Origin of the sequence: Psychrobacter sp. G (assembly GCF_000418305.1) — a bacterium.
GTDB classification, from domain to species: Bacteria; Pseudomonadota; Gammaproteobacteria; order Pseudomonadales; family Moraxellaceae; genus Psychrobacter; species Psychrobacter cryohalolentis.
In genome coordinates, this window is sequence record NC_021661.1 from 497,485 (window position 1) to 510,221 (window position 12,737).

General features: G+C 43.1%; 10 protein-coding genes. 2 read left to right on the forward strand and 8 right to left on the reverse strand.

Going from position 1 to position 12,737, the window contains the following annotated elements; all coding sequences use genetic code 11:
* The first annotated feature begins 119 nt into the window (after positions 1-119).
* Complete coding sequence (gene serA / locus PSYCG_RS02070) at positions 120-1,346, forward strand: phosphoglycerate dehydrogenase (RefSeq protein ID WP_020442747.1); 1,227 nt, start codon at positions 120-122, stop codon at positions 1,344-1,346.
* Positions 1,347-1,469: 123 nt separating this feature from the next.
* On the opposite strand, the gene PSYCG_RS02075 is transcribed toward serA, so the two are convergent.
* The 4 genes from PSYCG_RS02075 to metX all read right to left on the reverse strand — a co-directional run bounded on the left by PSYCG_RS02075 (position 1,470) and on the right by metX (position 5,714).
* Entirely contained in the window at positions 1,470-2,525 is a 1,056-nt protein-coding gene (locus PSYCG_RS02075; protein WP_020442748.1) for a rhodanese-related sulfurtransferase, read from the reverse strand.
* Between the two features lie 267 nt (positions 2,526-2,792).
* On the reverse strand, positions 2,793-3,374 hold the full coding sequence (locus tag PSYCG_RS02080; RefSeq protein ID WP_011512780.1) for a tetratricopeptide repeat protein: 582 nt from the start codon (positions 3,372-3,374) through the stop codon (positions 2,793-2,795).
* Positions 3,375-3,777: 403 nt separating this feature from the next.
* Positions 3,778-4,395 carry a methionine biosynthesis protein MetW gene (metW, locus tag PSYCG_RS02085; protein ID WP_020442749.1) on the reverse strand — a complete coding sequence of 206 codons (618 nt, stop codon included), beginning with the start codon at positions 4,393-4,395 and terminating at the stop codon, positions 3,778-3,780.
* Complete coding sequence (metX, locus tag PSYCG_RS02090) at positions 4,392-5,714, reverse strand: homoserine O-acetyltransferase MetX (protein ID WP_144061787.1); 1,323 nt, start codon at positions 5,712-5,714, stop codon at positions 4,392-4,394. The genes metW and metX overlap by 4 nt, the downstream gene beginning before the upstream one ends.
* Positions 5,715-6,226: 512 nt before the next feature.
* On the opposite strand from metX, the gene hemH reads away from it, so the two are divergent.
* Positions 6,227-7,246 carry a ferrochelatase gene (gene hemH, locus PSYCG_RS02095; RefSeq protein ID WP_020442751.1) on the forward strand — a complete coding sequence of 340 codons (1,020 nt, stop codon included), beginning with the start codon at positions 6,227-6,229 and terminating at the stop codon, positions 7,244-7,246.
* Positions 7,247-7,332: 86 nt separating this feature from the next.
* Here hemH and PSYCG_RS02100 read toward each other — a convergent pair whose 3' ends face one another.
* The 4 genes from PSYCG_RS02100 to polA all read right to left on the reverse strand — a co-directional run bounded on the left by PSYCG_RS02100 (position 7,333) and on the right by polA (position 12,505).
* The gene (locus PSYCG_RS02100) at positions 7,333-7,689 is read right to left on the reverse strand and encodes a hypothetical protein (protein WP_020442752.1); all 357 of its coding nucleotides are present in this window, start codon (positions 7,687-7,689) and stop codon (positions 7,333-7,335) included.
* 219 nt (positions 7,690-7,908) lie between these two features.
* Positions 7,909-8,697 (reverse strand): SDR family NAD(P)-dependent oxidoreductase, encoded by a 789-nt coding sequence (locus tag PSYCG_RS02105; protein ID WP_020442753.1) that lies wholly within the window; start codon positions 8,695-8,697, stop codon positions 7,909-7,911.
* 118 nt (positions 8,698-8,815) lie between these two features.
* Positions 8,816-9,346 (reverse strand): hypothetical protein, encoded by a 531-nt coding sequence (locus PSYCG_RS02110; protein WP_011512786.1) that lies wholly within the window; start codon positions 9,344-9,346, stop codon positions 8,816-8,818.
* A 192-nt stretch (positions 9,347-9,538) separates the two neighbouring features.
* Complete coding sequence (polA, locus tag PSYCG_RS02115; protein ID WP_020442754.1) at positions 9,539-12,505, reverse strand: DNA polymerase I; 2,967 nt, start codon at positions 12,503-12,505, stop codon at positions 9,539-9,541.
* Between the last annotated feature and the right edge of the window lie 232 nt (positions 12,506-12,737).

The window sequence follows — 12,737 nt, forward strand, 5'->3', positions numbered from 1 at the left end:
ATCTAATCTGCTAACATCGCCGCCCAATTTTGTGTAAGATATCCAGACTCTTTTCGTTTCATTCATCCAAGCTTATCCCTCAGATGATTTTTATAAGACAATTATAGGACAGTTCTCACATGGCGTTATCACTCCAAAAAGACAAAATCCGGTTTTTATTGCTTGAAGGTCTGCACGACAATGCTTTAAAAGTATTAAAAGATGCTGGTTATCAAAACATTGAAAATATCAGTCATGCATTGGATCAAGATGAGCTGATTGAAAAGATTAAAGATGCTCATTTTATCGGTATTCGCTCGCGTACGCAGCTGACACGTGAAGTGCTTCAGCATGCACATAAGCTTATCGGCATTGGTTGCTTTTGTATTGGTACCAACCAAGTAGATTTAGATGCTGCTCGTGAATTCGGTATCCCGGTCTTCAATGCGCCATTCTCAAACACCCGTTCGGTCGCTGAGCTGGTACTTGCTGAAGCCATTATGCTCTATCGCGGTATCCCTGAAAAGAGTGCCACTGTACATCGCGGTGGTTGGGGTAAGTCTGCGACTAACTCACATGAAGTACGCGGCAAAACCATCGGTATCGTCGGTTATGGCTCTATTGGCTCGCAGCTGTCTGTATTGGCTGAAAGCTTTGGTATGAAAGTCATTTATCATGATGTTTTGACCAAACTGCCACTAGGTAATGCAGTCCAAGTAGCTAGCTTAGAAGAGCTGTTATCTACTGCTGATATCGTGACTTTGCATGTACCTGATCTGCCAAGCACACGCTACATGATGGGCGCGGCGCAGTTTGCGCATATGAAAGACGGCAGCTACTTTATCAATGCTGCGCGTGGTACTTGTGTCGAGATTGATGACCTTGCTGCCGTGCTTGAATCTGGCAAAATCTTGGGTGCAGCAATTGATGTGTTCCCAAAAGAGCCAAAATCTGCTGATGAAGAGTTTGAATCACCACTGCGTAAGTTCGATAATGTCATCTTGACCCCGCATATCGGTGGCTCAACCCAAGAAGCACAGGCAAATATTGGACTGGAAGTTGCAGATAAGTTTGTGCGATATTCTGACCAAGGCGATACAGCAACGGCGGTCAACTTCCCAGAAGTATCGATTCCGTTTAAAGAAGGTACGCATCGCCTGCTACATATCCACAGAAACGTACCAGGCGTCCTGTCACAGATTAACCGTCTGTTTGCTGAAGCAAATATCAATATCTTGGCGCAGAGCTTGATGACGGAAGGCGATGTCGGCTATCTCGTTATGGATGTCGATTATAACGACTCAACCGCGGCTTTAGATCAGCTAAAAGACGTTCAAGAGACAATTCGTGTGCGTATTTTGTTTTAAGTTTTGTAATAACAGTTTGAATTTATAGTTAGCGCTATAAATAGCGAATAACAAAAAAGAGAGGCTCTATTCATAAGAGCCTCTCTTTTTTTATCGCATTTTACATATTTCTAAGGCATAAATTTAGCTAGCTTTAGTTTTATTGGCTGCGTCTGCTTGACGGCGGGCTTCTATCTTAGCTGCTTTGCGCTTCTCAATGACATCAATGACGTCACTACCGATATGGGCTTCACCACGTTTTTGTGCCAATTGCATTTGATGCTCACGCTCACGAAAGCGTGCTTTTTGCTCGTCAGTCGCTTTATCGATACAGTGCGGACATGACTCACCCTTTATGTAGGCAGGGCTTTGCATCTCAGCTTGCGTAATCGGCATACGACAGGCAAAACACTGCTCATAACTGCCTTTTTCTAAGTTGTGATTGACTGAGACACGGTTATCAAAGACGAAGCAATCGCCTTCCCACATAGAATCGCTGGCAGGTACTTCTTCTAGATATTTTAAAATGCCGCCCTCTAAATGATAAACCTCTTCAAAACCTTGCTCGCGCATAAATGCCGTTGATTTTTCGCAGCGGATACCGCCCGTACAGAACATGGCGACTTTTTTATGCTTGCTTGGGTCTAGCTCTTTTGCCACGTACTCTGGGAATTCACGAAACGTTTCGGTATTAGGATTGACCGCATTCTTAAAGGTGCCAATTTTTACTTCATAATCATTACGCGTATCAATCAGGATGACATCAGGATCTGAGATTAGGGCATTCCAGTCGCTTGGCTTGACATAGCGACCTACCGACTGCAATGGGTCGATATTCTCTACACCCATGGTGACAATTTCTTTTTTAATCTTTACTTTGGTGCGATAAAAAGGCTGGGCATTAGTGTAAGATTCTTTAAAAGTAAAACTGCCAATCGCTTCGATACTACGCAGATAGTCTAGGACATTATCGATACCTTGGCGGCTGCCAGAAATGGTCCCATTAATACCTTCACTAGCGATTAGCAAGGTGCCTTTGACGTCATTGTCGAGCATGGTATTTAGAATTGGGTCACGGTATTCAAAGTCAGCAAAGCGAGTGAATTTATATAGGGCAGCGACGACAATATTATTGGTCACGCTGTCGTATTCGGTCGCATGGGTTGATGCTTTTACGTTATTAGTCTGTGAGGTACTCATGTTTTTCTCCTGCTGGCTAGGTCGCAAACCTAGTGCATTGGGTTAAGGTGCTTTTTATCATTAACGGTTAGAATGAGTTGGTAAGATTCATAACACTAGCATGATTGTGGAATTGGCTAATGCGGGCGTAGTGTAACAAATTTTAGGAATATTTTGGGTGTTTTATCCTTCTTAAGCCAGATATAGGCGAGGATAAAAACAGTCAATAAAAAAGCCCAGTAAAATACTGAGCTTTTTGCATATTCATTGTATAAAGTAAATTAAAGCTTATTTACTCTGAAACCAAGTATCTGCTTTGCTGCGAGCACTAGCGATATCAGCACTGGATAAGTTTAATGCCAATTGACCAATTTTGCCACGGGCTTTATTACGGACTTTTTCATCGAGCATGCCATCACGGGCAGCCAAGTCGTACCATTTATAAGCATCGACTAGATTTTTTTGCTTTTCATCTAACAAGGCAAGTGTATAGCTAGCACGGTTATCACCACGCATAGCGGCTTTTTCTAACCAACCACGCGCTTGTTGTAGGTTTGGTTGTACACCTTCACCGCGCAAGTACATGATGGCTAAGTTAAGTTGAGCAGGGGCAACACCTTGCTGAGCCGCTTTGGTATACCACTGAACCGCTTGTTTGGTATTTTGAGCAATGCCTTCGCCTTTTTGCAAACGCTTGGCCAGATAAAATTGAGCATGATCATTACCTTGAGCCGCGCGATTGGACAATTCGCTAATAGGCATTAGCTCAAAACGTGACGTATCAAGTGGTACGTTTGATATTAACTCAGCGTTGGCAAAACCTGCACAAGAAAAAATGGCAGTAAACAACGCAGCTTTTAATAATTTCATAGCAGCTCCAAAATTAGGCAGTTAATAAGCAAAAAAAAATTGTCCCGCTAAACATTGTCTTGCTAAAGACAGTTAGACGGCGATAACAATTAGGCGACATCTTGCAAGACCAACTTACCTAATTATTAGCAATATAATTAATCGTTATCATGTGTCAATAGATTCCAATAAAGCCGACAAACGGTATTAATCGGGGTGCAGTTGACACTATTTCGCTAGCTTAACACCCAAACTTACGAAACTCAAATACTAATTACACGATTTACTGCCTCTCTATACCTCGTTGTCCTCAATAAAATCATAGAGTTACTTAGGTGTAAGAATATATTAAGACTTTATTAAAGTTAAGGTTGTACTTATGGGTGTCAATATTACTTTTAAGAAGAGCTAGCAGTAGCAAATATCATTTAGGTTTTTGTTTGGTGACGCGATAAATAGCGACATCTGCCAGTAGGTTTGGCGCTTGTCTTATCAATGCTGTCATCAACGGTGAATGCTCTTTTTCAGAATCACTGACGGCAAAACGATTGATAATATGAATATCATGCTGCGCGCACAGTTTCTCAAAATCTTTAAAGGTGCATAGATGAATATTTGGGGTGTTATACCACTCATAAGGCAGCGCTTCTGAGACCGGCATAATACCTTTCAAACCCAAATGTATTCGGTTCTGCCAATGGGCAAAATTAGGAAAAGTAATAACCGCTTCACGAGCGACGCGCAGCATATCAAGCAACAGTATATCGGGCGATTTGACGGCTTGTAGTGCACGTGCCATTACTACAGTATCAAAACTATTATCAGCGAAACGTGCCAAGCCGTCATTCAAGTCTTGCTCAACAATGGATAAACCATTAGCGATGGCTTCATTGATTTTGTCCTCGTCAATCTCAAGTCCATAACCAGTTACGCCGCGATTTTGCTGTAAATGCGCGAGCAGCTCGCCATTACCACAGCCTAAGTCAAGTACATGTGAGTGTGGGGCAATCCAACGCTCAGCCAATTGATGATCCATTCTCATGAGCGCGCTCCTAATGTTTTTTGACTGTTTTGGTCTCGGTTATCAGTCATAAATGGTGCATTTAGGAAGCCTTTGACAGCGCCCATATAACGCGGAATATCAAATAAGAAAGAATCATGCCCGTGCGGCGCATCGACATTGATATAGCTGACCGGTTTACCAGTCGCCATCAGCGCATCGACAATCTCTTGTGAGCGCTCGGGAGCAAAACGCCAATCCGTGGTAAATGACACAATCAGATACTGGCATTCAGTATGGGCAAAGGCGGCTTTCAATGCGGTCAGCTCTTGATGATTGGTTGCACTTATGTTGTCGATATCCGCACTGTCCGCTAAAGTATTTGCTAGCTCGTCTTCGCTACTGTCCGCTTTTACAGATTCAGCAAGGGACGAGGCTAAAGATTCTGGCGACGAATCTATAGCAGTCTCTAATGGATAATCCCGTGTCGGGTCAAAGTAATCTAGCGCTTTGGTCATGAGCAAATAGGTATTGGCATCGAAATTTTCGCTAAAGCGCTCACCTTGATAGCGCAGATAGCTTTCGACTTGGAACTCGACATCATAGCCATACATAAACTTGCCGGACTTTAAATCACGGCCAAACTTGGCTTTCATCGCATCGTCAGTCAGATAGGTAATGTGTCCTACCATTCGCGCAAGGATAAGCCCTCGGCGAGGGTAAGTGCCTGCTAGCAGATAGCGTCCGTCTTTAAAGTCAGGATCAGATAAAATAGACTGGCGTGCCACCTCATTAAAGGCAATATTTTGCGCAGACAGCTTGGGCGTACTGGCAATGACCACGCAACGTTTTAAACGGTTTGGGTAATCTACTGACCATTGCAGCGCTTGCATACCGCCCATTGAACCACCGACGACGGCATGCCAGACGTCAATGCCCAAGCGATCTGAAAGCATGGCTTGGGTCTTTACCCAGTCTTTGATAGTGACCAGAGGAAAGTCAGGTCCATATACTTGTGCTTGACTGCTATCTGGATTTATTGTCGTGGGACCAGTAGAGCCAAAGCAGCTACCGATATTATTAACACAGACCACAAAGAATCGATTGGTATCAATGGACTTATTGGGTCCGATCATATTGTCCCACCAGCCAGCTTTTTGATCTTCATCGCTATGAAAGCCTGCTGCGTGATGATTGCCTGATAGGGCATGGCAAATAAGCACAGCGTTTGACTTGTCGCTATTAAGCGTACCATAGGTTTCGATAATCAAATCGAATGATGGTAAAGTGCGATTACACTCTAGAGTTAATGGCTCAGCGAAATGAAGAGTCTGGGGCGTGACGACTCCGACTGAGTTCAATAATTCCTCAGTGTTGATTGAGCTTTTAGCATTGCCTTTAGCATTGCTTTTATCTGTGGCGGACTGGTCACTGGTATTATCAGGGCGTGCGTTCAAAGCTACCTCACAAGACAACAATCATCAATAAAATAAGAAGGACACTGTATCGACAACTCGTTTTGCCGATATTTTTAAATGGTTTACTAAAAGCGTTTTATCTACACTGTTTTTTTGACCATGTGCTTGCCTATTGTAGGGCGATGCGCATATGAGTACAACCTTCAAGCGCAGCCTTTCATACTTAGTTTTTATGTTATTAAGCCAATCGAAAAAAATGCTGGGTCATTGCTACAGGTTTTAGGCGCTATCGACGTAGGCGAGTAGTGATAACTGCGTGTCAAATTGTACAAGGACACTTTTGCCATGCGTTATAAAGGGTTAAAATGCTACACTAACAGCGTGCTCATTGAATACTGTCTTAACAATCTTTTGTAGAGCTTCCTTCATCAACTTAACTATAAAACAGTGCTGCTATGAAACCTGACCTGCCTCCCCGTATTGCCGTTTTACTTGTCAACCTTGGTACGCCAGATGAGCCGACCGCGCCAGCTGTCCGTCGTTATCTCAAACAGTTTTTGTCCGATCCGCGCGTGATTGAAATCCCAAAATTCTTATGGGCGATTATCCTCAATCTGTTTGTGCTGCCAAGTCGCCCGAAACGGGTAGCAGAAGCATATGCCAGTATTTGGGATGGCGATTCGCCGATGCGCAATATTCTTAACGCGCAAGTTGAGATGTTAGACAAGCGTTTGGCTGAACGTGCTGCGCCATTTCGCGTGTCTGTTCATGCCGCGATGAGCTACGGTAATCCGGGTTTGCCTGATGTCATGGATCAATTGCGTAGCGAAGGGGTTGACCATTTCGTCATGTTACCCGTGTTTCCGCAGTATTCAGCGACTTCAACAGGTGCGGTTTATGATGCGATTACTAAGTGGTCGCTGAAGCAGCGTAATTTGCCCAATATAACGATAGTTAAAGATTACTTTGCTCATCCTTTATATATTAAAGCATTAGCAGATAGCATCCGCCGTTTTCAAGCGGTACATGGCAAGCCTGAAAAGCTCATGTTTAGCTTTCACGGTATTCCGCAGCCTTATGCTGATAAAGGCGATCCGTACCCGAAGCGCTGTAAATGTACGGCGGCACAAGTGGCTCATGAGCTTGGGCTAAAACCAGATGAATGGATTATCAGTTTCCAGTCACGCTTTGGTAAGCAAGAATGGATTAAGCCCTATACCGATGTGGTACTCAAAGAGTGGGGCAGCTCAGGTGTGCGCTCAGTACAGATTCTTAGCCCTGCGTTTTCGGCAGATTGCCTAGAAACCTTGGAAGAATTGGCTATCGAAAACAGCGAGACTTTCCTGCATGCTGGCGGGCAAGAATACCATTATATTCCAGCGCTCAATGCTGACGAAGCACATATAGACTTGTTAGAGGCAATGAGTGCGCCATTGGTAAAAGGTTGGGCAGGGACTCTGGATGGTTGGGCATAAACGTTTTTAATATCAAATGAATATTCATAAAAATACCGAACATCATGTTCGGTATTTTTTTATCAATAATTTTCTAAAAGTACTATCTAAAAGTCATTGTCATGGCTTAATTTTGCCGCGTCTTTGTCAGCAATGTCGGCAATACTGGGGTAGTGGCTATCATCTAAATTCTCTTCAACAAGCAACTCATCAATACGTGATTCATCGATATTTTGATGATGTACAGGGGTAAGACCTTGGGTTGCATCACTTCCGACTTGCGAATTATTAAATCCTGCATCATCGTCAAAGTCATCATTGTCGATAACATGCAGCATAGGATTGTCTAAATCGACCTCTTGGCTACCTTGGTTATCTTGACCTTCATCGATATCATTATCAATATTTTCATCACCTTCGATGTGATTCATCTCTTCTGGTAGCGGGGTTTTTGAGTGTTCCATACTGTCTTCCTTAGTTTTTATAGTTAACAAGCCTAGTAGGGTTTAAATGTGGTCGTATAGCTATTTTGTCCGCTTATCATCATTGCCTCTAGTAGTAAGGTGTCACAGGATGTTAAAAATATGTACGAAGGTTGCTTATTTAACCGTAAAAAAACGGCTGCCAAATCTTGGTAGCCGTTTAAATATTGTCATGTTACTTTTGAGCTTTATAATCTAAATTTATTTAGTACCGATTTTACTATTGATAAAGCGCATTAATGAGTCAGGTGCGACTTGCGACGCTGTATGCAGCATTTTCGCAGGAAAGCCAATAGGATAGTGAGTCCGTGACAGCTTGCGATTCGGCTGAGCGCTTAATTTACACAAGGTTTTAGCCACATCGTCAACGTTTAGATTGATGCCCAAACGGTCGATACTGGTGACCTTGATGTCTTTCGTCATGTCGGATTTTACCCATAGTGGCATGACATCAATCACTTTGATACCTAGCTCAGCGTATTCAATATTTAGCCCTTCGGTTAAACCGCGGACAAAGAATTTACTGGCAGAATAAGGTGCCACTTCAGATTGACCATATATCGCTAAGGCAGATGAGAGATTGATGATTTTGGCGTTTTTGCTGTCGGCTAAATGCGGCGCTAGCTTATGACAGCCGATGAGCACACCTTTACAATTGATATCAATCAATGACAATTGCTTGTCCAAGTCAGTATTGGGCAACGCGCCACTCACCAATACGCCAGCATTATTAATCAAGACATCAATACCACCAAAATTCTCCAGCATATGATCGATCGCCGTATCCCATGCTTCAGGGTCAATGACATCTAGATGACCATGAACGAGACGATTGCCTTTTAGCGCTTTTTTAAAAGTTTTATCATCAATCGCACGCTCAAGCTCAACCGTGTCAATATCAAAAAGACCGACGCTATGACCTTTTGCGAGCAATCGTTTTGCTGTCGCTAGACCGATACCGCGTGATGCACCCGTAATGAATATATTCATAATGACTCGCTTAATGATTGATGATAAATGATGCCTGAAAAAATGCGCTAATTTTTAGTATAGCAAACTCTCTATTAAAAGTTAGCGCTAAGACAAATGCTATCATGACCAGTGATTGCTACGCTTGGCATGATGAATAGCGCTTATTAAGTGGCAAGCGTCTTTCAAACATAAGCGGTTTGAAACGCCATATATAGGTCAATGCAATCGTGTAAACGCCAGTTTCTGCCATTTCTTCAACGATCTCTCCCCAACCTTGAGGAATCATAATCGCGTTTTCGCCCATATATTCTAATAACGCCAACCCCACTATCATAAGATATAAATAAACCGGCACCGATTTTAATACTGCCCAGAGATAGCGCCAGGTATACGCTAATAAACCCACGATAAGCAGATAAACTATAAGCAGCACCGCATCTTCCCACCAGTCATAGGACTGATTTAACAGTGAAAAATCGCTAGCAATAAACAACTCAGGTAAATAGTTTAACTCGCGACGGATCACCGCGAAAAACGTCAATACTGATGCCAGCCAAAAATAAAGACTTTGCTTGCTTTCACTCTGCACTACATATTGCACGCAACGTAATATACAGGCTATCAGTAAGATAATGCCGGGGATTTCGATAATGCCATCTGCAGCCAAAATAAGCGCTCCTGATTTTTAGAATAAAAAAAGTGAGCGCTAAGGCTCACTTTAGACTAAAAAATAATTTGGGAAAAAATAAGATAGGTTTATTATACCGACAATTATAATACGCGACTGTTTTTTTTAGTTTACGCTGCGAGTGTCAAGTATCTTAAATAGCATTAAACCTACTTAAAATCTCCTTAAGAATCAATGCGCCTCATCCCAATTCTGACCACTATCCGTCTCAACCAATAGCGGCACTGCAAAGTTGACGTTCCAGCCTTTTTCAACTGCTGTTGCTGTTAAGACATCTTGCATAGCATCAGTAATCAATTGGCTTATCTCATCGACCTTGTCAGCATCGACTTCGAACACCAGCTCATCATGAACTTGCAGTAGCATTTTTGCCTGCTCTTTAGGTAGTACTTTGTCGACGGCAATCATAGCAAGCTTAATCAAGTCAGCTGCAGAACCTTGTAATGGTGCGTTAATCGCCGCCCGTTCAGCGCCTTGTTTGACCATGCGATTGCTGTGATTGATATCAGGGGTATAAAGCTTACGACCCAATATCGTCTCGATATAGCCATGCTCATAAGCGCTGGCACGAGTATTGATCATATAGTCTTTGACGCCAGGATAGCGCTCAAAATACATGTCAATGTAGTCTTGCGCCTCACTACGGCTCATCTGTAACTGTTTGGCTAGTCCAAAGGCGCTCATGCCATATAGCAGACCAAAGTTAATGGCTTTGGCATTACGGCGCTCGGTTGCTGTAACCTCTGCGACCTCTTTTCCTAGTACTTCGGCGGCAGTGGCGGCATGAATATCTAGCCCTTCATTAAAGGCATGAGTTAGATTTTTATCACCTGAGAAATGCGCCATCAAACGCAGCTCAATTTGCGAATAATCCGCCGCTAATATGACTCGACCTTCTGGCGCAATAAATGCTTGACGAATCAAGCGACCAGTAGCGGTACGAATAGGAATATTTTGTAAATTGGGATCAGTTGAAGATAAGCGCCCAGTACTGGTCAATGCTTGATGATAGCTGGTATGCACACGGTCAGTCTTGGCATCTGCTACATTATCAAGCGCATCGGTATAGGTGCTCTTAAGTTTAGAGAGTCCGCGATACTCTAGGGTAATATCGACCAAAGGATGGTCGATTTTTGACAGTACTGCTTCACCGGTAGAATATTGACCGGTTTTGGTTTTTTTGCCACTCACGACGCCAAGCTTATCGAATAACATCTCGCCAAGCTGCTTAGGAGAGCCAAGATTAAACTCTTCACCGGCGACTTCGTACGCACGTTTTTCTAGGGCAATGATTTCTTCATCAAAGCGTTTAGATAACTCGTTTAAGAACGGACGCTTAATTAAAATGCCATTGGCTTCCATTTGGCACAGTATTTCAGCCGTTGGGATTTCTAGCTCGTGTAGCAGCTTAGCGTTATTAGTGTCATCAGCAAGTTTTTTGCTAAACAAATCAAACAACTGATAAGTAATATCGGCATCTTCACACGCATAGTCGCTAGCAATATCAATCGCCACTTGATCGAAACTTACTTGCTTAGCGCCTTTACCAGCGACATCTTCAAAGCTGATGGTCTGCGTTTGCAGGTAATGCCGTGCCAAATCATCCATACCGTGACGGGTAATCGCCGCATTAATTACATAACTGGCAAGCATAGTATCCATCGCCCAATTGTTGGGCTTGTCATGAATATTGCCTAAGAGGTTTATGTCATAAAGGCTAAGAATATGGGCATCATACTTTAAATGTTGACCGATTTTACCGATGTTTGGGTTTTCTAAAATAGGCTTTAAACGCGCCAAAACGGTATCGCGGTCGAGCTGTTTTGCTGTTAATTCATCGCCTTCTAGCGCATGAGTCAGCGGAATATAATAAGCTTCGTGTGCTTGCACAGAAAAAGACAAGCCAACCAATTCAGCCTGACGCCAATAGACACTCGTGGTTTCGGTATCGATAACGAAATGCGGCGCAGATGCTAACAATTGAACTAAGTTGTCAAAGGCAGGCTCGTCTAAAATAGTATGCCATGCTCTATCATGACTTTTGCTATCAGTGACATGACTGATGGTGCTTGATTGTAGGGATTTAGCGATTTGCGCTTGTGACTCAGCATCAGCCTGACTATGAGCAACACTTTGCGTGCCATGCCCATTACCATTGGCAGGATGATTAGGGTGATCAAGTGACGCTAACTCATTTCTAAATTCGAGCTCACTATATAGCTCACGTAGCTCATCGATGTGGGCGCAAGGATCAGTGTTTATTTTTAAATCTTGCCAGTCTTGCCCCACTTCTAAATCAGTGACAATGGTTGCCAGTTGCGCGTTCATCGGAATATCATCGGCATATTCGAGCAAGTTTTTGCCAGCACGCCCTTTGATATTGGCGACGTTTTTGAGCATATTATCGATATTGCCATATTCGTTTAGCAAATCTTTGGCGGTCTTTTTACCAATACCGGGCACGCCTTTGATACCGTCAGAGGAATCGCCCATCAAGGTTAAAAAATCAATCATTTGCTCAGGATTGATACCGAATTTTTCAACCACGCCAGCGCTATCAGTCATCTTGCCTGTGAAGCTATCTTCTAGTATTACGCAGTCATTAATCAGCTGCATCATGTCTTTATCGCCAGTTGAGATAACCACGTGATGCCCTTCGGCGACCGCACGATAGGCGAGCGTACCGATAATATCGTCCGCTTCTGCGCCTTCGATACGTAACAGTGGAATCCCAAGCGCGGTGACCAAACGATGAATATAAGGAATCTGCTCGGCAAGCTCGATATCCATTTTTGGACGATTGGCTTTGTACTCTTCTGACATAGCATGACGAAAGGTTGGCGATTTGGTATCAAAACAAACGGCCATATGGGTTGGATGATAGCGGCGCATCAGCTTTAAAAGTGCATTGAGCGTGCCACGTATTGCATTGGTGACTAGCCCTTGCGAATTCTGCATGGTTTTTGGCAGCGCATGATAGGTACGAAACAGATAATAAGAGCCATCGACCAAAATAAAAGGTGGCTGGTTTTTGTCCACATGCGTGGTGTCCATCGTTGCCACATTGGGCATCGTTGCAAAATTCGGTAGCGTATTGGGATTAATAGGCGAGTGGGAGTTGTGATCGTTGGCAGTCATAGAAAGTCACTTATCAGGTTTTGGGTCGCAAGTATTGGTCAGTAAATATTTTGCAGTAAGTATGGGGTGAAAAGATACCTTCATTATAACGATAAAAGCGCTGCGTGCCGAATAGATGATGAACGAATAGAATGCATAAACAGTTACGATGTGTACGACCTAAAATGATAATTCATAAAAAAAGAACCCAGATCAACTGAGTTCTTTTTATCATTGTAACTATTGTAGTTAC